A 25,780-nucleotide genomic window follows, 5' to 3' on the forward strand; every position below is an offset into this window, starting at 1 on the left:
CCGTTTTAAACGGCTTATATTTATTGTCAGGCAGCATACCCATACTTTGATTGTGAGTATTTTGTTTTCTATTGCTGATTTCGAATGATAGTATGCATTCAGATCATAAAGACCAAGACACAAGGAGGATTGCTTGGAATTCAAGTGGTTAGATGATTTCATGAGTCTACGAGAACTAGGTAACTTCTCGGCAGCGGCACAAGCCAGATATGTTACTCAGTCGGCTTTCAGCCGCCGTATTCAGGCTTTGGAGGTATGGGTTGGCGTAACATTATTTGATCGGACCTCCTACCCGATAGAGCTAACCGAGCACGGGAAGAAGTTTGTCCCTTATGTGGAAAGCTTGCTAGAAATGGTTAAAGTGACAAAGGACGATTTTTCCCAGGCATCACTGAAAACAGATAAGTCCGTGCGTATTGTCTGCCTGCACTCCTTTGCGGTTAATTTACTACCTCGCCTGTTTAACCAAGCAGAACCATTATTCGAAGGACTTAATTTCGCAGTCAACCCTTCAGTGCAAGGAATAGATAATCACTTTCAGGCGCTGCTCGACAACTCAAACGATATACTTTTTGCTTACAATACCAAGGGAATGCGCCCATCATTTTTAATCGAAAATAAACTCGATCGCTGTTTAGTCTGCAAAGAAAGTATTATTCCGGTTATTTCTCCACAGTTACTTAAACTGCACCCGGACGATCAGAACTATCCCTATCTCGCTTATTCTGAACATACTTTCTTGTTTAATGCTGTAGTACCATTAATCGAAAGGATCAAGCTTCCACTAGAACAGATTTTTGAAACAACACTTAGTGAATCACTAATTAAAATGGCCGTTAACGGAGCAGGCATTGCATGGGTACCAATGCATACAATTGAGTATGAGTTAGAGCAAGGTTTACTGATTCAAGCGTTTCCAGAGCAGCCCGAAACAGTAATTTCTCTTGACGTTGTCTGTTATCGTTCAAAAAAGCCGACACGTTCTGCTATTAATCAGTTTTGGCAGGGGCTCACTCAGATCGTAGCCCAACCAGACTGAGTGTAGTTGTTACATCTCACCACTGCATCTTTCGTTTCGCTCAGGTGAACCCAGTCTAGGCTTCTGCATCCCTATCGGATTGGTAAACTACAGACGTAAAAAAGCCGCTAACAATGTAGCGGCTTCTTTGAATGTGGCGGAGAGATAGGGATTTGAACCCTAGAAGGGCTATAAACCCTTGCCGGTTTTCAAGACCGGTGCTTTCGACCACTCAGCCATCTCTCCAACGCGGTGAATAATACGTATATCCACTAAGGCTGTAAATAGCGTTACTGACCAACCGTTCAAGAATTCAGCAATCACAGCATACTTTTACTCTACACTAACAAGGAATTCGATTTCTTTTGGCTAATAACGTAAAAATCTTACATTTAACAACAATTTATTAAGACGCATACTAGCAATAACTATCACTTAGAGACGCGTATCTAAAGCTGTATATCTTGATTGAAGTTTTAGTCTCACTATTTCCTATCAATATAGTACGTTCATCTATTGTTCACTTTTGATCCTTTATGCTTCATATCATCAACTCACCTATTTTGACTCAATAAGTATAAAAATGAAAAAAGCACTTTTACTGTCTAGCCTTCTTATTCTTTCTCCAATGACTTTCGCCAATACAACAGGCTTAAACGATCAAGGTTTCTTCGGGCCGAGTGAAACCTCCGTGAAAGTGGCAAAAGAAGGGACAGATGACCAGCCTGTTACCCTTACAGGCTATATCACAGCCTCTTTAGGTGACGAAATGTATACCTTCTCCGATGGTCAAGACAATATCTCGGTAGAAATCGACAACGACAAATGGCATGGCATTAAAGTAACCCCAGAAACAAAAGTAACCATTACAGGTGAAATCGATGAAGAGTGGTTCAACTCTCACATTAATGAATGGTTCAGTACAAAAATCGATGTTGAACGAATTCAATTAGCCATTCAATAATCTGTAGTACTGCTCAGCCACTTAATCAGTCATAGCATTGCAGTTTAAGCCATTGGCTCAGTATTTTAATTTCTAGTTGCTTGGCTCGGGATTTTTTATACACAAAATACAGACTATCGCCTGTCGGTAACTCATGCATTGGGATTCTAATCAAGTCCTGCAGCCGGTCTTGGTCTGTCATAAAGTAGTCATTAAGAAAGGCGATGCCTTGATGATATTTCGCCGCTTCAGCAGCTAAAATCATATGGCTAAAATGGCTTACTTTTACATTATCCGGTAGCTCAAACCCACCTAACTCGCACCACTGCCGCCAGTCTTTACATTCGGTTCCATCTTTAAATATTGAATGTACCGATAATAAAGGCTGCTCCCACAACGCTTCTGGTAACGACTTGCCTTGCATTTCATGCCACAGCTTATGGCTGCAAAAAGGATATAGCTGTTCTTTATAAAGAAACTCACTAACAAAATTCCTTGACGGAGGATAGGCAGTAACAAAGCAGTCAGCTACTTGATCGCTACATTCAGGCTCATCAGCCACCATATTCAACGTAAGATCAATTTCAGGGTGTAGTTGCCGTAAGTTATCTAATCGAGGCACCAGCCACTTTACCGCTAGCGTACTATAAATCGCTAAACGGATTTTACCATCCTCGCCTTCTCGCAACTTCTGACTCGCGTGCGAAATACTGATCAGCGCAGAATTGACTTCCTCTTGATAACGCTCACCAATAACGGTTAACGATAGCCTTCGCCCCTGACGAATAAAAAGGTCTTCACCTAGGTATTCTTCAAGTAATTTAACCTGATGACTAACCGCACTTTGGGTAACGTGTAATGCTTCAGCCGCTTTAGAAAAGCTATTAAATCGCGCAACAGATTCAAAGCATTGAACAGCACGTAACGGAGGTAATTTCACTATTAGCTCAACTAATACTAAGTTAATTTATATCATTATACTTCATCCTTAGGATTCTCTATCCTCCAAAAATCACTTTCTGTGATCTATCGGCTAATCGTAAATTTCAAAACAATTTATTCGTTATTTCCGTTTCTACATTAATGCCTCATGCCCCGAAAAAAGGAGTCATATTATGCCTAAAATATCTGTTGGTCTTGCCATGACGCTGCTTATTGTGGGGAATTTGGTAGCCGTTTTTTCTGATGCATTAATTAAAACACTGGATGCCGATACTGCTATTTTTCAGTTTGTCTTTTTTAGACAGCTGACTGCAGTTTTGATTCTTGTTCCATTTTGTTTATCTACATCGAAAAAGAGCTTTATTGATGGGCTGAAATGGCACGCATTACGGGCTCACATTTGGCTTTTTGGTGCCATTTTTATGGTTATAGCCATTAATTCAATGCCACTCGCGACAGCAAATGCCATTTTCTATGCTGCACCGTTAATCATGTTACCGATGGCGATGATGCTTTTTAGTGAAAAGCTCACTAAACATTCTGTTGCTGCAGGTATGCTCGGCTTTGCTGGCGTATTAGTCGTTATAAGGCCAACTGAACTTAATTGGGCAGCAATGGCAGCACTCGTTGTTGCGGTTACGTTAGCCGCTAATAATTTATTAATCCGAAAACTACCAACCCATCAAACCGTTGCTCAAACATTATTGTTAACAAACCTTGCGGGTATGCCAGCTTCATTAGGTTTAGCCGTATGGGAAGGACAACCTTGGGACTGGGCACCGTTGTTAACCGCTGCTGGCTCAAGTGCATTTATTTTGATTTATGCGGCAACCTGCGTGATCGCCTACCGATCGGCTGAGAGTAACAAAATTGCCAGTGCGGAATATAGCGGCTTATTAGGTGCGGTTGGTGTGGGTTTATTGTGGTTTGATGAAGTACCTGATTTAGCAATGCTAATTGGAACAGCAATGATTATATTGCCTCTGGTATGGCTTGCCCGTATTGAGAAAAAGAAGCAAAAACAACTTTTACAGACTGAATTATAAATAAGGATTATCTTCATGACTGCTTTTTTACTTTCTCAGATAATTATTGGGTTCGCAGCCTTTTTTGATCTTTTATCTTTTCAGTTTAAAGAAAGGAAAAAAATCATCATTTGTTTCGTTTTTGCAGTCATTTTAATTGCTATTCATTTTGCATTATTAGAACAATGGACAGCAGCAGGGTTAATGGCTCTTGCGGCGGTTCGATACATCACGAGCCTTTTTACGACATCTAGACAAATGGTCGTACTGTTCTCTATAAGCTCGCTTGTTGTGACATATTTTACTTATGCTGGCTTCATTAGTTTAATCAGTTGCGCTGCGTCTCTTTTTCAAAATGGAGCCGCCTTTTCTAAAGAAGATAAACAGTTGCGCCAGTTTATGATTCTCGCGACCAGTTGTTGGATTGTGCATAACATTATTATTGGTTCCCCTACTGCTGTTCTGCTTGAGTTGCTTTTTATTACCAGTAATTTTGTAGGCTATTACCGTTACTACATTAAAACCCCAAAAGAAGTAGCGGAAGCATAAAATTCAGCGTGTAACAGAAAAGAAATTGCACTTATTTATCTTTCAACATTACAGAAGAACTCTGCTATGGTTGTTTTCGTAAGGGTGAATTAAACATAAAATCAATCTGTTGATATAAAAATCATGATGACCCCTCAACGAAACTCGATAAGTTGCTCTTTAGGAATGGAATGATGAAGAAAGTATGTTCAATGCTTGCGGGAATACTAGTCAGTATTCTACTTGCAGGCTGTACAACGAATGAAAACTACAGACCACCAGATGATCTTGAAAGTAAAGTAAGAGCAGAGCAACGTAAAGAAGAAGCTAACTGCATGCTAAATGGCTCTGCTAACTGTTTTTAATTCAAAACAACAAAGATCCAAACATTAAAAAAGCCCTGATGAATATTCTTCATCAGGACCTTTTAACAATAGCAAATAGTTAAACTAATAACGACAGCTCGGTATCGATATCAAATAGATGACAATGCGACATATCAAAATGCATTGGCTTCATATCACCGTGTTTAATCATCTGATCTTGGCTAAATGGTACTCGCGCTACCAGCTTATCTTTGCCGATAGCTAAATATAAATATACTTCATTACCCATTGATTCAACGACATTGATTTGTAGTGTTTCAATATCTTGCAATACAGCTTCATTATCAAGGTCGTCAATAACAGTTATGTGTTCAGGTCGAATACCAAACCACACCTTTTGGCCGACTTTAGATATCACTTGTTCTGATTTATCACTTGGTAATAAAAACCGTGTCCCACAACCTAAAGTAACAAAACACTGGCTTCCTTCTAGTTCAATCTTACCCTTCATCAAATTCATTGCAGGCGAACCAATAAACCCAGCCACAAACTTATTAGCAGGCTTTTGGTACAAATTCATCGGTGTATCGACCTGCATAATACGCCCTTGGTTTAGCACGCAAATGCGATCGCCTAATGTCATTGCTTCAACCTGATCATGGGTTACATAAATCATGGTTGCATTCTGACCTTCGGCTTTTAAATCATTATGAAGCTGCGCAATACTCACCCGAGTTGATACGCGTAATTTAGCATCTAGGTTTGATAACGGCTCATCAAATAAAAATACATCTGGCTTTCGTACCATTGCACGGCCCAGCGCTACACGCTGTCGCTGCCCGCCCGACATTTCACCCGGTTTGTTATCTAATAAATGGGTAATTTCTAACGTTTCAGCTGCTTCACGAATTCGGCGATCAATCTTGTGCTTATCAAGCTTTTGTTGCTTTAAACCAAAAGCCATGTTGTCGTAAACAGACATGTGTGGATAAAGTGCATAGTTTTGGAAAACCATAGAAATACCACGATCTTTCGGCGGAAGATGATTAACCAGCTTATTGCCTATAATAATCTCACCACTACTGATCTCTTCTAAGCCTGCTATCATACGTAACGTTGTCGATTTTGCACAACCAGACGGCCCCACAAATACCATGAACTCACCTTCTTCAATAGTAAGATCAACACCGTGTACTGCTTTAAATCCGTTTGGATAGGTTTTCTCTACCTGTCGAAGTACTACTTCAGCCATTTGTATATCCGTTATTATAGGTTCGAGATGCCAGACTCACGACAAAATGTGAGTTCAAAATCAGCCACTGACGCTAAAACAACGTCAGCGTAAGGCAACAGTTCAGATTCTGTCGCAGTACCAGTTAATACACCCACTTTGCGTGCGCCCGCATTAGCACCAAATTCCATATCTGAAACGGTATCGCCAAACATCACAACCTGCTCAGGCTGTATGTTACATTGCTGACAAAAGCCCAGTAATAGTGCTGGTGCGGGTTTCGGTTCTATATCGCCATCTGAAAAGCCGATGTAATCAAAAAGTTCAGTTAAACCAGCTAACTTCAAACTGTATAAAGTAGAATCGCGTGTATCTGCCGTTGCTATGCCTAGTTTAAAACCTTTTTGTTTCAGTTTTATGAGCTTATCTTTTACGCCTGGTAAGGTTTGTACTAACTCGGGGTTATCTTCAACTTGTGCGTTAAAGCGAGATTTAACAACAGCTGTAAACTCACTTAAATCACATTGGGGCTGAAGCATTTCATACCAAGTTAATGCTGTATCTTCAACGGGGTTCGAAGCCAATAAACCATGATTATCGACGTATTCACCAAAAACACCAATCGCTTCAAGTAACTGAACTTCAGTGGTGTTAATCGTTTTATTGACCACATACATCGCTTTAATATCAGCTGCGACACCCTGTGCGACACGCAGCCACATCTGATGAAACTCTAATAATGTGCCATCTTTATCGAACAATAATCCTTTAATTTCCATTGTGTTCTACTTCCTTCATTAGCTCACCCCATGTTGCCAGTATTGGCGAAGAAAAGTGGGGATGATTGCCGTTGTATACAGGGTTGATCATTCCCTCAAACTCGCCTTTTTGTATCTGCTGCCTATGCGTAGATTCTGCCTCTAGTCCAACTTCATTGGCATCACAATTGCTGATACCATAATCGCTGAAAACACCGCGTCGAATATCAAATCTGACCCACATGTAGTGAGCCATATTTATATGAATATCTATACCTTCATTGGTAATAGGCAGTGTTAAAATGACCACACCATCGGCAATACATTCGGCGTAATAATGGTTATCTTTATCTGCTACTGCCAAGTGATAATCAACCGATTGCTCACCGACATTTTGGCCTGGCAGTAGATTTCCATCATTGATACTAAAAGCTAATCCACAGCGTCTTTCGATATACACCTGCCCTTGCTGTAGCCCGGTAAGTATTCCTTCACCGCTTAAGCCATGTGAAAAAACAAAAGTAGAAGGATCACCATAAATAGATGGTTCCGTTGCTTTAGGGTTGCGCTCATGAGGTTCAAGGTGGGAATCACTGCCGCCAACACCTGCAATACGGTGCCCAGCATTCCACATTGCACTTAATGTTGTTAAGGCCTTTTCAGTCGCCATTGGCGATGAAGACCAAGTAGGATCACAACAAATTTCCATGGTATTCACTGCAGATAATTGCAGGCTATCGAAATGCCAATGCCAAGGTTTCATCATCGGATGATTAATGCTGATACTGCCTTGTTGTTGCTCACCCACCAGTGAAAGACCTTGTTTAATCAATGCGTCACTCGAGTAAGCGGTATTAAACATATTCAAGCCACAACGTGGGCCATGAACATTAAAATGCCCTTGGTCAGTTGTTACTTCAATACCCGGTAAAATGAGGGTTGTATCAAAAATCGGCAAAGCAGGGTGACAAATATTGTGCTCAGTCAGAAAGAAGAAATCTAACCCTTGCCTCTCAACGATATTCGTTGCCGCTTCTAGCGTATTGTGCCCATCAGATAACAGAGTATGAGCATGAAGATCGCCCCGATACCATTTTGATGCTGAGTTTTTAATATTGCTGTAATCGAAAATAATCGAATTATCCGCAATCAGGTTCTTCGTGGTTGCAACGCTTAACAAGTTAGCATGCTCATCAGCTTTTGATACGCACTCAAAAGTAACATCAACTTGATATTGCATCGCTTTCGGTGCGCGATTTTCGCCTTCAAGGTTATATAAATGAAGTTGCCACTGACCAGCCATCACATTACCAGCAATACCGCCAAGAGATGCGTTATCCGCGGTAATGACCAACTTTTTATGCTCTTTCACCCACAATACATTGCCGCGTAACTGCTGCTCTGCATCGTATAAATAACCGTAAAGAAAACCGGTTTTAATGGTTGTTCCGGTAATTGATATCGTTTTTGTACCAGTAGGCACATCAACATTTAGTACCTGATGCCCAAAACTCAGCTCACCATCAAATCTCAACATGGTATGTCCGTTTATTGTTTTAATCAGCAAGAGAAATAGGCGAGTAATTAACTCGCCTGTTTAAAGAGTGCTATATCGAGGGTTGTTATGAACGGTTGGCTCGATCCAGAGCTCGCTGAGCTTTTTTTGCTGCTTGCTTTAGCGCTTTCTCTGCTGGAATATTTTCGATTTGAACTTGATCCGCAGCAATTGCTAGTGCATCGCTAATTTTGCCATTCGTTGGGTCTAAGAAATCTTTACTTGCAGTAGCCGCTTGCAACAATGGTATCAGTGCTTGCGGGTTGGCTTTTGTATATGATTGATAATCAGCAACATTTTTCACGCTTTCACGTACAGGAATGTAGCCAGTAAACATAGACCAACGAGCTGTATTTTCTGCACTGGTATAGAATTCCATGAATTCAAATGCACCTTTTGCAGCGGCTTCGTCTGTGCCTGTTGGCATCACGAAAATCTGGGCACCAGCTTGAGGTGCTGCAGCGTGATCTCCCCAACCAGGCTGGGTTGTTGCAGCCAGTTGCGTGAAATCTAAATCGCCCTGATCACCCGATGAACCGGTATAACCTAAAGCACGATTTTTCACGACATCATCAATGGTTTTGTACCAATATTCCCAGCCTTGACCGCCATGGTGAATACGCATAATTTTATCTTCATGTATCCACTGGCGGAAGCTATCCCATACTTCAACCCACTCAGGAGAATCAATTAATACCGTTTTACCATCATCACTAATAAACTTAGCGCCGTTTGATAGCGCAGCATCCATTAAGTTATGTCTGCCCCACATTGGCTCCCAGCCATAATAGGTCGTATTGCCCTTTGCATCTTTTTGAGTAACGGCTTGCGATACTTTGGCCACGCCTTGCCAGGTTTTCAGATCGTTTTCGGTAAAACCATTATCGGCTAACACTTGTTTATTATAATAAAAGATCTGTGTCGTACCGTAAGCCGGTAAGCCATAAACGGTGCCATTTGGATATGTAACTTGCTGACGAAATGCACTTAAGAAATCGTTGAAGTTAAAGTCATCGTCCATAAAAGTGCGTAAATCACGCACCAACTTACGTCCAGCCATCGATTCAGCTTGTGTCGAGTCGAGTAATACTACTTCAGGCGCAGTTCTTGACGCCATTCCCGCTTGCAGTTTCTGGAATGTCTCTTGATAATTGCCTTGAAGTGCACCTTTAATAACATACTCATCTTGGCTGTTATTAAATTCGTCCATCATTTTTATCATCATTTGCTGCGGCTTCGTGCCACCTGAATACCAAAAGTTAACTTCTGTAGCTGCCATCGAAGAGCCAACGAAAGCCATATTACCCAAAACTGTGGTCGAACATAAAATTGCGAGTGTTTTCAGTTTCATATCCATCTACTCTTTAACACCGTTATCGGCTATGCCGGACAAAATCGTTTTTTGACAAACAACGAACAATATAAGTAACGGCAGTACAGCTATCGTGCTCGCTGCCATAATTTCAGACCAGTTCAATCCATAATTGCCTTCAGCAATAAAGAACTGTCGAATACCTATTGCAATAAGATTTAGCTCTTGAGTCGTAATAACCAAACTTGGCCACATGTAGCTGTTGTAGTTGGTAATAAACGTAATCAAGAACAGTGTTGCTAATGCCGAACGGCATTGTGGTAATACAATGGCCCAGAGAATTTTCATTTCCCCAGCCCCATCAATTCGTGCTGCTTCAATTAATGACGGATGAATTTTTAAAAACACCTGACGTAAGTAAAACACGCCAAAAACACTGGCTGCATTTGAAACAACTAACCCGGTATGGCTATCTAATAAACCTAAATTTGCCAATGTGATGTAAGACGGTATATAAGTCACTGCGCCGGGCAACATGTAACACCCCATCACAACAAAATAGAGCACCGTTTTAGAACGAAACTTCAGTTGCGTTAACGCATAAGCAAACATCGCTGAGTTAATAATCACCAATAGCGTTGTAAATAACGCCACACTAAAACTGTTAAATATGTACAAGCCAAATGGCGCACTGTTAAACGTATCGATAAACGTTTCCCAGCGAATAGTTTCTGGTATTAAATTAAGAGGATTACTAAAGATTTCATCATTAGACTTCAATGATCCAGACAGCATCCAAATAAATGGAAAGACCATTAATAAACCGGATAAAACTAAAAAAGCATGCTTAGAAATAATGGGGAATCTCGGTATATTTCGAATTCCTCGTTGAAACAAATTTTCACCTGAGAGGCTCGAAGTCTCTGTATTGACCGGTATCTCGAGCGTTTGTGTTGAGTTCATAACATACTCCCTTAGTAATATACCCAGCGTTTACCCATTACAGTGTTGATGATTGTTAGCACCCCAGTAATCACTAAAATAATCATCGATGTTGCCGCTGCTGGCCCCATGTCATATTGCTCAAACGCCTGTTGATAGAACAAATACAACAAGGTACGAGTACTTCCACTTGGACCGCCCTGCGTTAAAATTTGGAATTGGTCAAAGGCTTGAATAGCCGTAATCATATTAACGATGACAAGAAAGAATGTGGTGGGTGAAATCAACGGCAGCGTAATTTTAAAAAAGCGCGTTAATGGGCTGCAGCCATCAATAAGAGAAGCTTCATATAAAGACGTTGGTATCTTATTTAATGCGCTAATGTAGAACAGCATTGTCCAACCGACAGCTTGCCAAACAGTCACAACCATTACGGCAATCATTGCTGTATCACCACTTTCAAGCCATGAAACAGGTGCAATGCCTATCTTCGCAAGTAGTAAATTAACCAAGCCAGATTTTGATTCAAACACCCAAGACCAAACAATAGAAATAGCCACTGTGGGCGTAATCCACGGTGAGAAAATCACCGCACGGTAAAACTGGCTACCTCGAAAGTTCTTATGCAATAACAAGGCAAAACCTAGCCCCAACATTACAGTAGGAATTACCACACCAAGAGAAAAGATAAACGTATTCATTAACGCTTGAATAAACGCGTAGTCTTCCAACATATATTGATAATTTTCAATACCAACATAGCTATAGTCAGGTGAAATATAATCCCAATCGGTGAAGCTAATATAAATACTCCACCCAAAAGGAATAATCCAAAATGTCAGTAATGGAATCATTAAAGGTGCAATAAAAAATAATACTTTCGCCTTTTCTTTCATATTCCATTTACTGAGTAACGTTGAGCTATTGGTATAAGTACTTTCGACACTCTGCTTATCACAGGTAGCACTTGCCATGGCCTTCACTGTTTGAGTCTTCATGTTTCAACTGCTTCCTTAACAATACAACGCTAGTTTAAAGGGACTCTGTGACAGACTTATTTGAGTCAACGTCAAATTTTCCACGGTTTAACATAAGAAAATGTTATGGCACTGAATCATTACTGCTAAAAATATTTATGCTTCGATTGATTGGTGGTGTAACCAATCACAAAAGAAATTTACTTTGGCACTTCGCTGATTTGAAGTAATTAAAAAGTGCCCTGATTCAGAAGGCATCGACCCATCTAATGCCAGAACAATCTTGCCATCCAATAACAATTGTTTGGCAACTAACGAACGAACAAGCATAACGCCAACACCATGCTTTACAGCTTCTAAACCATGTAATGAGTTGCTTATCTCTAGCTGTATATTGGGTAGCGACGCTGGATACTGATTATGACAAAGCCATTGCATCCAGCTCTCTTCATAGCCTTTCACTTGAATAGCAGGCAACAATGACAAGTTTTGATTAGACAGTGCTTCTTGATTATTTAATTTAAATGCAGGGCTGCATACCATTAGCCAATGCTCTTGAAACAAACGTTCTGCACGCGTGTTTTCACTTTCGACAAAGCCATTTGTAATTTCAACATCGGTATCAATACACGGCTCACGCGATGGCCAATCAATCAATGTAAGATCGAGTCGAATAAAGGGAAAGCGAGTTGCAAAATCAGACAGTTTGGGAATCAACCAATTATGCCCAATTGAGTGATTCACTTTGATACGCAGCACATCCGATTGCTGCTCACCAAATAATATCTGTGTTTGTAATTTTAAATGGCGCAATGAGCCCGTTACGATAGGTAAATATTGTTGAGCCGCAAGTGTAAGCGTTACACCTCGTTGGCTACGTTCAAATAAAGCGCAATTTAAAAACTGTTCAAGGCTTTTAAGCTGCTGGCTAACCGCAGCTTGCGTAACATGCAGTTCACGAGCGGCAGCACCGATAGATCCAACTCGGGCAACGGTTTCAAATGCGACTAATGCACGTAACGGAGGTAACATTCTCTGCCCTTCTAACTAAGAAAGAAGCAAAGTAATTCATACACATGACAGGGTCGTTACAGAACAAAGAAAGGAATGTGACACTAAGTTACCAATCACATGCTTGTGGCTCAATGAGCCTGTATCGGTAACTTAATATAGAACGACTTAATATATTAATAACCGTTTAATATTCAATGTACAGTCGTATTTGAAAATACATTGATAATAACAGTACCCGCTAGAATCAAAGATATGCCCAAAACAGCAAACATATCTAATTGTTGACCATGCCAGAGCCAGCTAACCATCGAAACCAACACAATGCCAGCCCCGCACCAAATAGCATACGCGATACCGATAGGTACCACCTTAACGGTGATTGCTAATAGATAAAAAGCCACTGCATAACCCATAAGTACAAAGATTGTTGGTATCGGTTGAGTAAACTGTTCTGTTTTAGGCAATAACGATGTCGCTACGACCTCACATAAAATGGCAATCACCAATGCAGACATAGGTGGTATAGCTGTTAACATTTGAAGCATAGCAGAACTCGAAACATCTAATATGAGGCGCGCAGTTTACGTATTCTCTATGAAGAAACAATATAAAAAGTAATTATTTTTTATATTCACTTACCTTAGTTTTATTTATTGGCCATTTCACTATCGCCATGATAAATAGCGTAGAAGATAAAGTTAAGATCTTCAGACAATATTCACTTATTAAGAAAACGAATAGTCACATATCAAGCAACCTTACGATATGGTACTCAGAGCTACCTTAGACAAGGTTGGAATATAACAGCATATTCATTCAACCTAACTTTGCATTATTGCCGTTTTTCACATCAACCATTGCCTGATACTGTATGTGTATTAGTTATCCAGTCTATTAGGGCACACCATGAAACCTTGGTTTAAATTCATCCCACTTATTATGCTTGTTAGTTACTTCTTTTATTACGATGTTATTGATCCAATGGATAAAAATGCACCTAGTACACAAACAACGATTTCAGCATCACAAAATACAGAACAATGATATTTACCTTCAATTACGCAGATAAACGAAATAAGAACTCAATAAATAGTAACAAATAATAACTCTTGGCTACATGCAGAGTTACAAACGCTTAATAACTCAGCATTACCAGGACAATCTTACGTTTCAATTTTGTCCATACCTGTAGCACATTGATAATGGTACGCTATACTCAAGAAATGATTCCAAAATCAAAATTCTAATACTCGCTGTATTGAAAACCTCTTCCAAATCACATACCTCCAGTGTAAACAGTATGTGATTTGGTTTTTTCACTTCCTTCCTTTGATTCAAACTCTCAGCTTCCAAATGAGAACTATGTGCATTTAAAAATAATGTACGTATAATCATCATACAAACTTGGTTAAGGTTATTATTATGTCAACCATTCGAGTATTACTTTCCACGTCAACAAATCCTTGGTTTAACTTAGCCGTTGAAGACAGCATCTTCAGGTCTATGTCTAACAAGCAACGTGTTCTCTTTCTATGGCGAAATGATGATAGTGTTGTTATAGGTCGTGCTCAAAACCCATGGAAAGAATGTAATACACGAAAGATGGAACAAAATGGCATTACACTTGCGCGCCGTCAAAGCGGTGGCGGTGCTGTTTTTCATGACTTAGGTAATACCAACTTTACATTCATGGCCGGTAAACCAGAATATGATAAAGCAGTGTCAACAAACATTGTATTAAATGCGTTGAAGACGTTGCATGTGAAGGGTAAATCAACCGGACGAAATGATCTGGTTATTGAAGATAGCGAAGGAGAGCGGAAGTTTTCTGGTTCAGCATACCGTGAAACGATGGATAGAGGCTTCCACCATGGTACGTTATTATTGAATGCAGATTTAGGACGTCTCGCCAACTATTTACGCCCTGATCCTAAAAAGCTTCAAGCAAAAGGCATCCAATCTGTACGTTCTCGCGTAGCTAATTTAAACGAGATTAATCCTGAAATTAACCACGACAATGTATGCACTGCCATCATAGATGCTTTCTTTCAGCATTATGGTGAAACGGTAAAGCCAGAATATATATCACCAGAGTCATTACCAGAACTACCCAATTTCACAGAGAAGTTTGAGCATCAAAGTAGCTGGCTATGGAACTTTGGGAACACCCCAGAATTTATGCATACATTAAGTGAACGCTTTACATGGGGTGGAATTGAATTACATCTTGATATAAAAAAGGCGCACATAGTCAAAGCAAAAATATTCACAGATAGCCTTAATCCAACCCCATTAGAAACGTTGCCTAAAGCGCTTATTGACCAACCATATAGTATTGATGCTTTTAACAAAATCATTAACGAAACAGCAAAGGCTTTTCCTGAAAGCGTCAATGAGTTAGCTGAACTACAAAAATGGCTTACAACCGCGATTGCGTAAGTAAATTATAAGAATATTCAGTACACATAGTTACATGTCCCACTCAACTATATGCCCTTCATCATAAACGCCATCACTGTATGCGGGCGTATAGTTGATAAAAATATTATTTTTCGCAACGGGTACGTGCTCTGCAATAGTATTGGCAATGAGTTCCAACATGGCCATTATCTGTTGTTCCGTATTGAAATTAGGGGCGATTAAATCAACGAGTAATGGATGCGTATTAATTCCTTGAACCTCTGCCACTTTTCCTGCATGAGAGTAATGCCCTTTCAATAAGTACTCCCACGACACCATAATATGATGACTCTCTATGCCTGTAGCATCAGCCACTGCTTGCGATAAATTACAAACGACTAGTGGAATATCAACGTCACCCTCAAATGGTAACGACTTTATTCTAATCAATGGCATAAAATTCACCCCTCTCGCATACCGTTTTAACATACGCTTAATAACAATATTAATTATAGAGAAGTGTAATAAAAGCTTGTCATTTTTTGCCGTATCAAAAACGAGAAAATCATAAAGAAGTGCAATATAAAAAACATAATAATAAAAAAGCCCATCTAGATTAACTCTAAATGGACTTTTAACAAGACTATGTTATGTGTCTATTTTCTACATTTATTCTATGAAAATATAACTAGAAAGATTAACGAACAATCAACCCAAGCAAGATACCCACAGCACCAAAATCGGCGTCACTGAATGTAGTATTAGCAAATCCTAAATCCCCAAGTACAGGCATAAGGAATACAGGCAAGAACGTAATCAATAGACCTTGAGCAAATGCGCCTAACATTGCACCACGGCGCCCACCAGTCGCATTACCAAATACACCCGCTGCTGCACCAACGAAGAAGTGAGGTACAACGCCTGGAATAATAACGGTAAGCCCCATGATATAGAGTAAGAACATACCCAGTAAACCAGCCGCAAAACTTGATAAGAAACCCACTAACACTGCATTCGGTGCGTAAGGAAATACTACTGGGCAATCCAATGCTGGTTTTGCATTCGGCACCAACTTGTCGGAGATCCCTTTAAATGCCGGTACGATTTCTGCGATAACCATACGCACACCTTGCAAGATAACATACACACCCGCCGCGAAGCTGATAGATTGCATTAAGGCAAACATGAACCAGTGTTTGCCACCGCTCACTTCACGAACAAAGTCACCGCCAGCGAACAAGCACGTGACGATAAAGATGATCCCCATAGTAAACGAAATAGCCACAGGGGTATCACGCAAGAACAATAAGCTCTTAGGTACATCCATATCTTCTGTTGAATGTTCTTTATTACCGAACTTGCTACCAATAAAGCCAGCTAGCACGTAAGACAACGTCGAGAAGTGACCAATTGCCACATCATCAGAACCCGTTACTTGCTTCATATATTTATGAGCAATAGCAGGGAAGAATACCATTACAGAGCCGACAACCACCGAGCCCAGCGCAATCAGAGGTACACCCGACATACCGCTAGATGATAAAATTGCAGCAACCATCATTGACATGAACAAAGTGTGGTGGCCCGTTAAGAAAATGAATTTCCATGGTGTAAGACGGGCTATCAGTATATTCACCAGCATCGCAAAGAACATGATCATCGCCATTTCTTTACCGAATGCTTCTTGTGCTATCGACACAATGGCTTCGTTATTTGGCACAACACCAGTAATGCCGAAAGCTTGCTGGAAAATAGTGGCAAAATCACCTAACGAGTTTACAACCAGACCAGCACCAGCGCCTAGTATCACAAAACCCATTATCGTTTTAACAGTGCCTTTAATACACTCAGTTACCGGCTTTTTCTGAGCAATCAAGCCAATAAGAGCAATAAGACCAACAAGGACGGCTGGCTCTGCCAACACGTCATTCATTAGAAAGCTAAAAAATTCCATAACAGCCTCTTACAGTGCGCCAAGGTCTTGTAAGGCAACCGACAGACGTTCTTTCATCGCCACTTTATCGATCATGTTGTCTAATGAAACAATCTTGCCATCTACACCTTGTGCAGTAAGCTGCTCAGTTATATCTTTAGTACCGATGAAAATCTCACATGGTGTACCTTTTGCTGATCCCAAATCAATGTGATCCACCTCAGCCACAACGTTAAGCTCTTTGATAATTGACTTAATGCTCATTTCCATCATTAAGCTAGTACCCAGACCGTGACCACAAACAACCATAATTTTCATAATGTTCTACCTTTCTACCGTTTTATTTTTATAAGATGTGAGATTAATATTTCTCGATAATTTCACGAATTGTTTCAACACTTTGTGCATTACAAATCATTTGAATATGTTCTTCATTCATAAACAATTCAACAAGTTGAGCTATGGCTTCAACATGGCTATTGCTATCTGTTGCTGCCAGTGTCACTAATAGTTTCACGGGGTCATTTTCATCAGCGTCAAAATTCACACCCTGCTTGATAACCGTTAACCCTAAAGAAAGCTGGTTTACCCCGTCTTCTGGACGAGCATGCGGCATCGCAATACCTGGACCGACAACGTAATAAGGCCCCATTTCCGCATGTGAACGGAAAATAGCTTCAACATAGCTTGGCTCTACAGCCCCTTTCTCAATCAACGCTTGGCATGACAATTCTATTGCTTGCTGCCAGTTATCAGCACTTTCGTGAATACGTATTACATCAGTGGTAAGCAGTTCTTTAAGCATGGTTCTACTCTTTATTGTTAACGTTCCCTCGATGGGATAGCGCAACTTTAAACATCTTCGAGGTTTAATAAAGCGATCAAAATCACATTTGGTAGCGCTACCTGATAGCGCTACCAAAATTTGTGATAGCGCTACCATTTTTACCATCACACTTAGCAAGATCAGATTGGCAGCAGGGAATAAACAAGGTTAAAATGCCTAGCTCACTATCAGATTAATCAACATCCTTTATCTAATTTCATATAAAACATATAGATATAGTCAGTATATAGGGATTCAGAGTAAGCTCAGCGAGTAGGCAGAGGTAGCTTAGGATGAAGATTTAGGCTGTATTGCTAAACAAGCAGAATGTTTACCAATGCACTTTTAACACTCAGGAGATTCGATGGCAGAGCCTCGAAAACGCCGCGGTACAGGCCGAGTAACATTGGCAGACGTGGCAAAACTGGCAGGCGTAGGATCGATGACCGTATCTCGCGCATTAAGAACGCCTGACCAAGTATCAGATAAATTAAGAGATAAAATTCAACAAGTTGTTGACGAGTTAGGGTATATCCCCAACAAAGCAGCTGGTGCTTTGGCATCAGGGCAAAGCTATTCGATTGCTGTTATTCTTCCCTCGTTGGCTGAAAAAGCATGCACCTCTTTTATTCCTTCTTTTCAGCAGGTATTGAATCAGGCCGGCTATCAATTAGTGCTGGGCTACAGTAACTATTCGATGGAGCAAGAGGAAGATTTGCTCTCAACTTTACTTGCGAGCAGCCCTGCTGCGGTTGTTTTATTCGGTAGTGAACGGTCAGTAAAATCTAAAAACATCCTTGAAAATGCCAAGCTGCCCGTGCTTGAGGTTGCAGAATTAAACCCGCTTGCAATTGATATGAATATCGGTGTCGATCATTACGAGGCAGGTAAAGCAATGACTCGCCATTTAATCGGTCAAGGCTATAAGAACATTGGTTTTGTTGGCGCTCATGGCGAGCAAGCTATTTTAAGAAAACAGCTAAGAGGCTGGCAAGCTGGAATGATCGAAGGTTATTTAACACCCGATCATTTTTTAACGACCCACGAAAGCCCTAGCATTAATCTTGGCTGCGAAGGTGTGGCTAAATTATTACTGCGTCAGCGGGATCTAGATGCGCTTATTTGTAGTCATGAAGAGATAGCAATGGGAGCACTATTCGAGTGCCAAAGACGTGTATTGCCCGTACCGAAAGGTCTCGCAGTTGCGTGCTTAGATGGCTCTCAATTCAGCGAGCAATGCTACCCTAGGCTAACGGCCATACATATTGATTACCCCAAAATGGGGGAAGAAGCGGCGAGAAAATTACTAAATACATTAGATGACAATAATGAAAGCAATATTAAGCAATTAAACATAGGCTTTACACTCCAAGAGCGAGCAAGCAGCTAAGCGTTAAAACCATATAAAAACACCAGAAATGACTTAATTAAAAGCTTCTTTCTGGTGTTTTATACAGAACACGCTATAAAAATTGAATCGTTAACATTCTAATCTTTAGGCTTTTCATCGTGGCATTCATCTTCGCCACAACACGGGTTAATCACCCTTTCAGCACAGTTATACGGTTCAATGTGAATAATCACATCAACCACTTCATCAAGCTGTTTAAGGATATGGCTCTTAAAATTCTCCGTAATTTCGTGGGCCTTATCAACACTCATATCGGGATCAACTAACAGGTGAAAGTCGAGTAAAATACTGCTACCAGTGCGACGACTTCTAATAGCATGAACTTCACGGATGTCGCTGTTTTCAGATGCGTATTGTTGAATTTTTTTCTCAATATCACTATCTGCTTCAGCTTCTGTGATTTCCATAATCGCTGGCCATAAGATTTCAAAAGCCGCTTTTAAAATCATTGCCGTTACTAATAAAGCGGCTACTTGGTCAAGATAATGCAAATCAGGCACAAAGTAGTTTGCAATAACCGCAATAGCAACAGGAAGTGAACTCAATGCATCCGAACGGTGATGCCAAGCATTGGCATGCAGGGCACGACTATTAATTTTCTTCGCTTGAACAACTGTCCAACGGTACAGTATTTCTTTCACTAAAATAGAAGCAACTGCAGCACCAAAAGCAAGCATACCTGGATTGGTTTTTGCTTCATTTCCGATAGAGTTAATTGAATCCCAACCTATACCGATACCAACAATAGCGAGAATAACGCCAATGAAAATATTGGTGAGGGTTTCAAAGCGCCCATGCCCATAAGGGTGTTCTTTATCTGCTGGAGCAGTCCAATACCTTGAACCAATTAAGATTGCGGTGTCTGTTACTAAGTCAGAAAAACTATGAACACCATCGGCAATCAAAGCTTGGCTACCTGTAATCTTACCTATAGTGATTTTTAACAAGGCTAACGCAACGTTAGCTATCGAACCGACCCATGTGGCTTTACGGATCAATTTTAGTGGCACATCAGACATACTATTAACTCAAAACTACTTATATAAAAGGCCTATACCCAAATTACTTCAAGGTACTCGTTTCAGCGAGAATATTGAGATAATTTGGGAATACGTAAATTTATCATATCTGATTTACAATTTTATTTCTCACTAAGAATAGGCTTTGATACTTCGTAGCAATCACATGAAACTAAATGATCGTTGACCATGCCAGTTGCTTGCATTAACGCATAACAGATAGTCTCACCAATAAACTTAAAGCCTTTTTTCTTCAAGAACTTGCTCATTGCTTTCGATTGTTCTGTTATAGCTGGCACTTGTTCTGGTGTAGCCCATGTATTGACTACTGGCTTGTCATCTACAAACTGCCACAATGCCGCTGATAAACTGCCGTATTCTTGTTGTAGTGCAAGTGCTGCTTCTGCATTACTGAATACTGAGCGAATCTTGTTACGATGTTTAATGACATCATACTGATTAATAACCTCATCGATATGGGACTCATCATCAAGGTTTTCTGCCTGTTGTTTTACGGCAATTAATGTTTTTAAATCATATTGCTTAAATGCTTCACGGTATGCCTCTCGACGTTTGAGTATGGTGTACCAACTCAAGCCAGCTTGCGCCCCCTCTAAAGTAATAAATTCAAATAAGTACTGATCATTAAAATTGGGTCTACCCCATTCTTTGTCATGGTATTCACGCTCAATAGAGTGATTTAACGCCCAAGCGCACGTACGCTTATCCAAAATATTATCCATCTATATTTCCATCTATTTATTTAAATTTTAACGAAAATGACATTACAACGCGACTTGCTATTAAGCATAAACCCACGACACAAACATCCACCATGCAAATGGAGTCAAGTTAACAATAACTGCTCGTGATTCTTCTTTGACCTTTGTTGTTCTTATGTACAAATTCAGATGATAATAGTTTTCATTACGATCAACGGGAGCAAGGATACTCATGCCGCCATCAGTGCAATGATTGAAGACATGCCAGCTGATAGTGACGGTCATAAGGCGACGCAGTCGATGCGATGAAACAAGCTGAATCAAGCCCTGCATTTAAACAACTCAGCGCAATCCAAACTAAACGTTTTGAGGCCGTTGATGGGTCATTGTGGACCTCTGTAGGTGGACCACTCGCCGCATTGAACGTCATGCAAGACATCGTCAAACTGGTTAATAAACCGGATGCCGAATCACTTCCAACAATAATCCACAATAAAAATCTGGCAGCAGAGTAGTTCAATAATGGCACTACAAACCGTGCTGAATAGCACGCTTTGTAGTGTATGGTTTTAATAAAATAGAAAGTGAACAAATCTTGTAAAATCATGAGGTGATAAAGCGAACGAATACGAAATGCAATAACCCCAAAAGCAGCAAATAATTCGCGCAAATTATTATCTTTCCAATTGTGTGATTGGAATCACATTGAAAATGCCATTTATGCCAAAACATTAAGGATCCTTAATGTTCCGATAAATCTTACTTTAGATGCCAACCTGTATTGTTATACCTAAGTTATATTTTTCGACAACACAGTTGTTGTCGTCATTTTTTAATTAGACGATATGGAGAGGGAAATGAACATACTTGGTTATTTCCAGAAACTTGGTAATGCATTGATGTTCCCAATTGCAGTACTACCGGTTGCTGGTATGTTGTTACGCTTTGGTCAACCAGACTTATTAGATATTCCTTTTATAGCCGCTGGCGGACAAGCGATATTTACCAACTTAGCACTGTTATTTGCAATGGGGGTTGCAGGTGGCTTTTCAAAAGATAATTCAGCCGCTGCTGCAATTGCAGCCTGTGTAGGTTACTTCATTATGACCGCCGCTATCGGCTCGCTAAACCCTAATGTCGACCCAGGGGTTGCTGGCGGTATCGTTATTGGTTTAACTGCTGGGCACCTGTATAACCGCTTCCACAACATTAAATTACCTGAGTTCCTAGGTTTCTTTGCCGGTAAGCGATTCGTACCTATTATTACGGGCCTTGCAGCATTAATCTTAGCGTATGGTTTTTCTGTTATTTGGCCACCGATCCAATCTGTGATCAATGACCTTGGTCATTGGATTTTAAGCAGTGGTACACCTGGTGAGTTTGCTTATGGTGTTGCTAACCGCTTACTTATTCCTATTGGGCTTCATCACATTTTGAACACCATGGTGTGGTTCGTCTTTGGTGAATACAACGGTGCGACAGGCGAAATTGCACGCTTTATGGCTGGCGATCCAAACGCAGGATTAATTCTTGGTGGCTTCTTCCCTGTAATCATGTTCGGCCTACCTGCAGCGGCAGCGGCTTTTTATGTAACAGCCAAAAAAGAAAATAAAGCGCGTGTTGGCGGTATGCTATTAAGTGTTGCATTTACAGCATTCTTAACAGGTATTACTGAACCTATCGAATTCATGTTCATGTTCCTAGCTCCTGCATTGTATTTAGTTCACGCAATCCTAATGGGCGTGAGCTTAGTACTAGCATCAATGTTGGATATTCACTTAGCCTTTAGTTTCTCTTCTGGCTTAATTGATTACTTGATCAACTTTAATGCGCCTGCGGCTAAAAATGCTTGGATGGTTATTCCATTAGGTCTTGGCTTAGGTGTTGTTTACTTCGTTACTTTTGTCACTGTTATCCGTGTATTCAACTTGAAAACTCCAGGTCGTGAAGACGCACCGAAAACAGACAATAAAGAAGTTGATGCGGGTGACCTTGCAAAAGAATACTTAGCGGCACTTGGTGGCAAAGATAATCTAACCGATATTTCTTCATGTATTACTCGTTTACGCTTAGGCATTGTTGACCGCAGTATTATTGATGACGATAAACTGAAAAACTTAGGTGCTAAAGCTGTCGTTAATGTTGGTTCTGCCAACCTACAAGTTATCTTAGGTCCTCAAGCGGAGTCTATTGCGACACAAATGAAGTCGCTATAAGAAAGAGAATACAAAATAGCAACTTTACCCCCTAGAGTTGCTCTACGGCCTGCCCTTGGTAGGCCGTTTTTTATTATAATAGTATGACTTCTGCATCTATAATGGCGACAAAACGATGCGATATACCATCACCTAGCATTTAGCATTTAGCATTTAAAATAGGTCTCAAATGAAAATACTGGTTATCGAAGATGATCTAACCACTCGTGAATTTATCGCGAAAGGTTTACGTGAGCATGGCTTTGTTGTTGACGAAGCAGACGATGGTCATAAAGGCTTAATGATGGCGACCAGTTGCGAATATCAACTGGTCATTTTAGACCGAATGCTGCCTATTTTAGATGGAATAAAGGTCTTGGCGGCTATACGGGCAACTGAAAATCAAACACCTATATTAATCCTCAGTGCAATGGATAGCGTGGAAGATCGTGTTACAGGCCTAACAGCGGGTAGCGATGATTACTTAACCAAACCTTTTGCCTTAGCAGAGTTGATTGCTCGCGCTCAAATATTAGTAAAACGCCACCACTCTTCAACAAAAATCGTGACTGAATATGTTTACGATGATCTACGATTAGACATGAAATCACACCGAGTATGGCGAGGTGAACGTTTACTTAATTTACAACAGAAAGAGTTTTTATTGCTGCAATACTTACTGGAGCACGCTGAAAATGTAGTCTCTAGAATGAGTTTATTTGAATCGGTGTGGAGTTATCACTTTGACCCTAAAACCAATGTGATCGATGTACATATTGCAAACCTGCGTAAAAAATTAGAAGAAAATGGTGAGTTAAGTTTAATCCATACAATCCGAGGTGCAGGCTATGTCCTTCGCAGGTCCTGATAACCTTTCACGCTCTTCAATATTCAAAGTATTACTGTACTTCATTGCCTGTGTTGCACTGATTTTTATTCTATTTATCCACCAAGTCTTCGTGAGTTCTGAAACGTTTTACCATAAACAGCTAAAACGTGAACTCAATAGTGAAACAAGTACTTTCTCAATGCTGGCCGACACCGGCAATATTGAAAGCATCCATCAATCTGTCGCAAACAGAAGTAAACAAAATAACGCATTTACCTATCGCATTAGTAGTGCCTCGTATCCAACGACAAGTATTTCGTACCCAGCTGTATTAGCAGGCAATAGCGTCAACGTACAAAATATTGGCCAGCCGGAAAGCATTATTTTATTACCCAATAAAGAACAATTGGTGATTGGAATTAACCCCGAATTATTGCAAGAATACCGTGACACCGTCACCCCAATGTTGCTTACAGGTATCGCTATTCCGGTTATTTTAATGCTAGCAGGGGCAACATTATTTGCGGTTTCAATACTCAATAAACTCAGCCAAGTAAACCAAGGGATGAATCGGGTTATCTATGGTGAAAAAGGGGTCAAACTGCCTGTTAGCCGTAATGATGATGAATTTGATATCTTAGCCATCCACTTAAATTTTCTTATCGAACAAGTTGAAAAAAAAGAAAATTCACTCAAATCATTATCAGTCGGTATGGCGCATGACTTGCGAACCCCTATTGCCCGTATGAAATTACGTTTAGAGAGCTTGCTGACTACTGGTAATTCCCCTCACCAAAATGAATTAGAAGCCTGTCACGACGATCTTGAAGTCTTACTTGGCATGTTCAACGGCATGTTGGAAATCGCAAATTTAAACAGTGGTAAGCAGAACTTAGAAAAAGAATACGTTGATCTCAGTAAAATTAGCCAGGACGTGATTGAGTTCTTACTGCCAATTTCTGACGAGAAAAAACAAAATTTATACTTGCGCCAAGATGCCCCTTATCACTTACAAGGTGAGCCCAGCTTATTGTTTCGTGCCATTTATAATTTGGTTGAAAATGCGATTAAATATACCCCTGAGCGTGGAGAAATTATCATCATTGTCGATAACTTTGGATTAGTTGTAATAGACAACGGCTATGGGGTTTCAGATGAGGATAAAGAACGTATTCGTGAGCCGATGTTTCGCGTTGATCGTAGCCGAACACACCAAGGTTTTGGGCTGGGATTATCGTTAGTAGAAGCGGTTATTGTCTGTCATGGTGGCAAGCTTGCTTTTAGCGATAATAATCCTGGACTACGTGCACGTCTATTACTCCCTCCCTCTTAATTAGGCTAAAAAAGCCCCCAACAATGATGTAATGCCGATCGTTTAAAAAGACTTGAATGATCCTGTGGCTGATAGATAAGCCCTTCTTGCAATAGGCAAAGTCAGTATTCGGCGACGCCGGTTGCCAGCCCAGCAAGCAGTTGGGCTTGTCATCCTCATGGGCTTGATGTGTAATCAATCGATTAAAGAAGTCTGCGGTTTAATGGATTTTTCATTGCAGTCAACAGGAAGTAATACCTGGTCTCATGTTGCGCCGAGTGTTCTGACTGACTGCCGAAAACGCCTTGGTGAAGCGCCAATATCTTATTTATTCAAGACGTCCAGCGTAGCCTGGAGGAACCGACATTATCCCAGCAGGAGCCGCTTGGGCTACATACCCTCGCTATTGATGAGAGACTGTGCTCTATGAGCTTTGACATTTTACACTTGTCTTAACAACAAAATGTACAAATCAATCATATGAGATATAACCATTGCAAATGCAACAGCTCGAATATATGCCTCTGAAGGATAACATAAGATAAAATAAACATCGCAAGTA

At 40.4% G+C, this 25,780-nt stretch carries 27 protein-coding genes, 1 tRNA gene and 1 pseudogene; 12 read left to right on the forward strand and 17 right to left on the reverse strand.

The window, feature by feature from the left end:
• The first annotated feature begins 133 nt into the window (after positions 1–133).
• Positions 134–1,039, forward strand: a complete 906-nt coding sequence (locus tag C9J48_RS07000; protein ID WP_006228940.1) for a LysR family transcriptional regulator — start codon at positions 134–136, stop codon at positions 1,037–1,039.
• A 134-nt stretch (positions 1,040–1,173) separates the two neighbouring features.
• Here C9J48_RS07000 and C9J48_RS07005 read toward each other — a convergent pair.
• Positions 1,174–1,264: transfer RNA gene (locus C9J48_RS07005), tRNA-Ser, on the reverse strand.
• 337 nt (positions 1,265–1,601) lie between these two features.
• On the opposite strand from C9J48_RS07005, the gene C9J48_RS07010 reads away from it, so the two are divergent.
• Entirely contained in the window at positions 1,602–1,982 is a 381-nt protein-coding gene (locus C9J48_RS07010; RefSeq protein WP_006228938.1) for a YgiW/YdeI family stress tolerance OB fold protein, read from the forward strand.
• Positions 1,983–2,007: 25 nt separating this feature from the next.
• Here C9J48_RS07010 and C9J48_RS07015 read toward each other — a convergent pair whose 3' ends face one another.
• On the reverse strand, positions 2,008–2,901 hold the full coding sequence (locus C9J48_RS07015; protein ID WP_006228937.1) for a LysR family transcriptional regulator: 894 nt from the start codon (positions 2,899–2,901) through the stop codon (positions 2,008–2,010).
• Between the two features lie 175 nt (positions 2,902–3,076).
• Between C9J48_RS07015 and C9J48_RS07020 the strand changes: the two genes are divergently transcribed.
• The 3 genes from C9J48_RS07020 (at position 3,077) to C9J48_RS27840 (ending at position 4,821) form a co-directional block, all read left to right on the forward strand.
• Positions 3,077–3,949: a DMT family transporter gene (locus tag C9J48_RS07020; RefSeq protein ID WP_006228936.1), complete on the forward strand. Its 873-nt coding sequence runs from the start codon at positions 3,077–3,079 to the stop codon at positions 3,947–3,949.
• 15 nt (positions 3,950–3,964) lie between these two features.
• Entirely contained in the window at positions 3,965–4,477 is a 513-nt protein-coding gene (locus C9J48_RS07025; RefSeq protein ID WP_006228935.1) for a YgjV family protein, read from the forward strand.
• A 170-nt stretch (positions 4,478–4,647) separates the two neighbouring features.
• Entirely contained in the window at positions 4,648–4,821 is a 174-nt protein-coding gene (locus C9J48_RS27840) for a hypothetical protein (RefSeq protein WP_165481760.1), read from the forward strand.
• A 79-nt stretch (positions 4,822–4,900) separates the two neighbouring features.
• Here C9J48_RS27840 and C9J48_RS07030 read toward each other — a convergent pair whose 3' ends face one another.
• The 8 genes from C9J48_RS07030 to C9J48_RS07065 form a co-directional block, all read right to left on the reverse strand.
• A complete protein-coding gene (locus C9J48_RS07030) occupies positions 4,901–6,034 on the reverse strand; it encodes an ABC transporter ATP-binding protein (protein WP_006228933.1) in 1,134 nt (377 codons plus the stop codon).
• 14 nt (positions 6,035–6,048) lie between these two features.
• The gene (locus C9J48_RS07035) at positions 6,049–6,792 is read right to left on the reverse strand and encodes an HAD family hydrolase (RefSeq protein ID WP_006228932.1); all 744 of its coding nucleotides are present in this window, start codon (positions 6,790–6,792) and stop codon (positions 6,049–6,051) included.
• A complete protein-coding gene (locus tag C9J48_RS07040; protein WP_006228931.1) occupies positions 6,782–8,308 on the reverse strand; it encodes a CehA/McbA family metallohydrolase in 1,527 nt (508 codons plus the stop codon). Before C9J48_RS07040 ends, C9J48_RS07035 begins: the two co-directional genes overlap by 11 nt.
• Before the next feature lie 85 nt (positions 8,309–8,393).
• Positions 8,394–9,677: an extracellular solute-binding protein gene (locus C9J48_RS07045; protein ID WP_036802867.1), complete on the reverse strand. Its 1,284-nt coding sequence runs from the start codon at positions 9,675–9,677 to the stop codon at positions 8,394–8,396.
• 6 nt (positions 9,678–9,683) lie between these two features.
• Positions 9,684–10,601, reverse strand: coding sequence for a carbohydrate ABC transporter permease (locus tag C9J48_RS07050; RefSeq protein ID WP_006228929.1), 918 nt, complete (start codon positions 10,599–10,601; stop codon positions 9,684–9,686).
• A gap of 11 nt (positions 10,602–10,612) precedes the next feature.
• Positions 10,613–11,476 carry a carbohydrate ABC transporter permease gene (locus C9J48_RS07055; protein WP_036802865.1) on the reverse strand — a complete coding sequence of 288 codons (864 nt, stop codon included), beginning with the start codon at positions 11,474–11,476 and terminating at the stop codon, positions 10,613–10,615.
• A 237-nt stretch (positions 11,477–11,713) separates the two neighbouring features.
• Positions 11,714–12,589, reverse strand: coding sequence for a LysR substrate-binding domain-containing protein (locus tag C9J48_RS07060; protein ID WP_006228927.1), 876 nt, complete (start codon positions 12,587–12,589; stop codon positions 11,714–11,716).
• 173 nt (positions 12,590–12,762) lie between these two features.
• Positions 12,763–13,107, reverse strand: a complete 345-nt coding sequence (locus C9J48_RS07065; protein WP_278044552.1) for a DMT family transporter — start codon at positions 13,105–13,107, stop codon at positions 12,763–12,765.
• Between the two features lie 370 nt (positions 13,108–13,477).
• Here C9J48_RS07065 and C9J48_RS27845 point away from each other — a divergent pair, with 370 nt between their 5' ends.
• Positions 13,478–13,615: a hypothetical protein gene (locus C9J48_RS27845; RefSeq protein WP_006228925.1), complete on the forward strand. Its 138-nt coding sequence runs from the start codon at positions 13,478–13,480 to the stop codon at positions 13,613–13,615.
• 378 nt (positions 13,616–13,993) lie between these two features.
• Positions 13,994–15,010, forward strand: coding sequence for a lipoate--protein ligase (lplA, locus tag C9J48_RS07070; protein ID WP_006228924.1), 1,017 nt, complete (start codon positions 13,994–13,996; stop codon positions 15,008–15,010).
• Positions 15,011–15,040: 30 nt separating this feature from the next.
• Here lplA and C9J48_RS07075 read toward each other — a convergent pair whose 3' ends face one another.
• From C9J48_RS07075 to C9J48_RS07090, 4 genes are all read right to left on the reverse strand, one after another.
• A complete protein-coding gene (locus tag C9J48_RS07075) occupies positions 15,041–15,427 on the reverse strand; it encodes a hypothetical protein (protein ID WP_006228923.1) in 387 nt (128 codons plus the stop codon).
• A 241-nt stretch (positions 15,428–15,668) separates the two neighbouring features.
• On the reverse strand, positions 15,669–16,925 hold the full coding sequence (gene ulaA / locus C9J48_RS07080; RefSeq protein WP_006228922.1) for a PTS ascorbate transporter subunit IIC: 1,257 nt from the start codon (positions 16,923–16,925) through the stop codon (positions 15,669–15,671).
• A gap of 9 nt (positions 16,926–16,934) precedes the next feature.
• Entirely contained in the window at positions 16,935–17,222 is a 288-nt protein-coding gene (locus tag C9J48_RS07085) for a PTS sugar transporter subunit IIB (protein ID WP_006228921.1), read from the reverse strand.
• A gap of 43 nt (positions 17,223–17,265) precedes the next feature.
• Positions 17,266–17,709, reverse strand: a complete 444-nt coding sequence (locus C9J48_RS07090) for a PTS sugar transporter subunit IIA (protein ID WP_006228920.1) — start codon at positions 17,707–17,709, stop codon at positions 17,266–17,268.
• 385 nt (positions 17,710–18,094) lie between these two features.
• On the opposite strand from C9J48_RS07090, the gene C9J48_RS07095 reads away from it, so the two are divergent.
• Positions 18,095–19,120: a LacI family DNA-binding transcriptional regulator gene (locus tag C9J48_RS07095; protein ID WP_006228919.1), complete on the forward strand. Its 1,026-nt coding sequence runs from the start codon at positions 18,095–18,097 to the stop codon at positions 19,118–19,120.
• A 98-nt stretch (positions 19,121–19,218) separates the two neighbouring features.
• Here the strand turns inward: C9J48_RS07095 and C9J48_RS07100 are convergent, their stop codons facing one another.
• The 3 genes from C9J48_RS07100 to C9J48_RS28335 form a co-directional block, all read right to left on the reverse strand.
• Positions 19,219–20,160, reverse strand: coding sequence for a cation diffusion facilitator family transporter (locus C9J48_RS07100; protein ID WP_006228918.1), 942 nt, complete (start codon positions 20,158–20,160; stop codon positions 19,219–19,221).
• Between the two features lie 122 nt (positions 20,161–20,282).
• Complete coding sequence (locus tag C9J48_RS07105; RefSeq protein WP_006228917.1) at positions 20,283–20,903, reverse strand: DNA-3-methyladenine glycosylase I; 621 nt, start codon at positions 20,901–20,903, stop codon at positions 20,283–20,285.
• A 220-nt stretch (positions 20,904–21,123) separates the two neighbouring features.
• The gene (locus tag C9J48_RS28335) at positions 21,124–21,552 is read right to left on the reverse strand and encodes a hypothetical protein (RefSeq protein ID WP_036802546.1); all 429 of its coding nucleotides are present in this window, start codon (positions 21,550–21,552) and stop codon (positions 21,124–21,126) included.
• Between the two features lie 187 nt (positions 21,553–21,739).
• Here C9J48_RS28335 and nagE point away from each other — a divergent pair, with 187 nt between their 5' ends.
• The 4 genes and pseudogenes from nagE to C9J48_RS07130 all read left to right on the forward strand — a co-directional run.
• Positions 21,740–23,098 carry an N-acetylglucosamine-specific PTS transporter subunit IIBC gene (gene nagE / locus C9J48_RS07115; RefSeq protein ID WP_006228915.1) on the forward strand — a complete coding sequence of 453 codons (1,359 nt, stop codon included), beginning with the start codon at positions 21,740–21,742 and terminating at the stop codon, positions 23,096–23,098.
• A gap of 169 nt (positions 23,099–23,267) precedes the next feature.
• On the forward strand, positions 23,268–23,945 hold the full coding sequence (locus C9J48_RS07120) for a response regulator (protein WP_006228914.1): 678 nt from the start codon (positions 23,268–23,270) through the stop codon (positions 23,943–23,945).
• The gene (locus C9J48_RS07125; RefSeq protein WP_006228913.1) at positions 23,926–25,239 is read left to right on the forward strand and encodes a sensor histidine kinase; all 1,314 of its coding nucleotides are present in this window, start codon (positions 23,926–23,928) and stop codon (positions 25,237–25,239) included. Before C9J48_RS07120 ends, C9J48_RS07125 begins: the two co-directional genes overlap by 20 nt.
• A 79-nt stretch (positions 25,240–25,318) precedes the next feature.
• Positions 25,319–25,576, forward strand: a pseudogene (locus tag C9J48_RS07130) (transposase domain-containing protein); the annotation flags it as partial.
• Positions 25,577–25,780: the final 204 nt, after the last annotated feature.

Source organism: Photobacterium profundum, assembly GCF_003026285.1.
Lineage (GTDB): Bacteria > Pseudomonadota > Gammaproteobacteria > Enterobacterales > Vibrionaceae > Photobacterium > Photobacterium profundum.

What these genes read in the sequence shown, in the direction of transcription:
- C9J48_RS07100 (WP_006228918.1), bottom strand. Translation starts at nt 20,160, where the DNA reads ATGTCTGATGTGCCACTAAAATTGATCCGTAAAGCCACATGGGTCGGT.
- C9J48_RS27840 (WP_165481760.1), top strand. Translation starts at nt 4,648, where the DNA reads ATGATGAAGAAAGTATGTTCAATGCTTGCGGGAATACTAGTCAGTATT.
- C9J48_RS07095 (WP_006228919.1), top strand. Translation starts at nt 18,095, where the DNA reads ATGGCAGAGCCTCGAAAACGCCGCGGTACAGGCCGAGTAACATTGGCA.
- C9J48_RS07060 (WP_006228927.1), bottom strand. Translation starts at nt 12,589, where the DNA reads ATGTTACCTCCGTTACGTGCATTAGTCGCATTTGAAACCGTTGCCCGA.
- C9J48_RS07065 (WP_278044552.1), bottom strand. Translation starts at nt 13,107, where the DNA reads ATGTTAACAGCTATACCACCTATGTCTGCATTGGTGATTGCCATTTTA.
- C9J48_RS07025 (WP_006228935.1), top strand. Translation starts at nt 3,965, where the DNA reads ATGACTGCTTTTTTACTTTCTCAGATAATTATTGGGTTCGCAGCCTTT.
- C9J48_RS07090 (WP_006228920.1), bottom strand. Translation starts at nt 17,709, where the DNA reads ATGCTTAAAGAACTGCTTACCACTGATGTAATACGTATTCACGAAAGT.
- C9J48_RS07050 (WP_006228929.1), bottom strand. Translation starts at nt 10,601, where the DNA reads ATGAACTCAACACAAACGCTCGAGATACCGGTCAATACAGAGACTTCG.
- C9J48_RS07085 (WP_006228921.1), bottom strand. Translation starts at nt 17,222, where the DNA reads ATGAAAATTATGGTTGTTTGTGGTCACGGTCTGGGTACTAGCTTAATG.
- C9J48_RS27845 (WP_006228925.1), top strand. Translation starts at nt 13,478, where the DNA reads ATGAAACCTTGGTTTAAATTCATCCCACTTATTATGCTTGTTAGTTAC.
- lplA (WP_006228924.1), top strand. Translation starts at nt 13,994, where the DNA reads ATGTCAACCATTCGAGTATTACTTTCCACGTCAACAAATCCTTGGTTT.
- ulaA (WP_006228922.1), bottom strand. Translation starts at nt 16,925, where the DNA reads ATGGAATTTTTTAGCTTTCTAATGAATGACGTGTTGGCAGAGCCAGCC.
- C9J48_RS07075 (WP_006228923.1), bottom strand. Translation starts at nt 15,427, where the DNA reads ATGCCATTGATTAGAATAAAGTCGTTACCATTTGAGGGTGACGTTGAT.
- C9J48_RS07055 (WP_036802865.1), bottom strand. Translation starts at nt 11,476, where the DNA reads ATGAAAGAAAAGGCGAAAGTATTATTTTTTATTGCACCTTTAATGATT.
- C9J48_RS07125 (WP_006228913.1), top strand. Translation starts at nt 23,926, where the DNA reads ATGTCCTTCGCAGGTCCTGATAACCTTTCACGCTCTTCAATATTCAAA.
- C9J48_RS07045 (WP_036802867.1), bottom strand. Translation starts at nt 9,677, where the DNA reads ATGAAACTGAAAACACTCGCAATTTTATGTTCGACCACAGTTTTGGGT.
- nagE (WP_006228915.1), top strand. Translation starts at nt 21,740, where the DNA reads ATGAACATACTTGGTTATTTCCAGAAACTTGGTAATGCATTGATGTTC.
- C9J48_RS07040 (WP_006228931.1), bottom strand. Translation starts at nt 8,308, where the DNA reads ATGTTGAGATTTGATGGTGAGCTGAGTTTTGGGCATCAGGTACTAAAT.
- C9J48_RS07105 (WP_006228917.1), bottom strand. Translation starts at nt 20,903, where the DNA reads ATGGATAATATTTTGGATAAGCGTACGTGCGCTTGGGCGTTAAATCAC.
- C9J48_RS07035 (WP_006228932.1), bottom strand. Translation starts at nt 6,792, where the DNA reads ATGGAAATTAAAGGATTATTGTTCGATAAAGATGGCACATTATTAGAG.
- C9J48_RS07020 (WP_006228936.1), top strand. Translation starts at nt 3,077, where the DNA reads ATGCCTAAAATATCTGTTGGTCTTGCCATGACGCTGCTTATTGTGGGG.
- C9J48_RS07010 (WP_006228938.1), top strand. Translation starts at nt 1,602, where the DNA reads ATGAAAAAAGCACTTTTACTGTCTAGCCTTCTTATTCTTTCTCCAATG.
- C9J48_RS07030 (WP_006228933.1), bottom strand. Translation starts at nt 6,034, where the DNA reads ATGGCTGAAGTAGTACTTCGACAGGTAGAGAAAACCTATCCAAACGGA.
- C9J48_RS07120 (WP_006228914.1), top strand. Translation starts at nt 23,268, where the DNA reads ATGAAAATACTGGTTATCGAAGATGATCTAACCACTCGTGAATTTATC.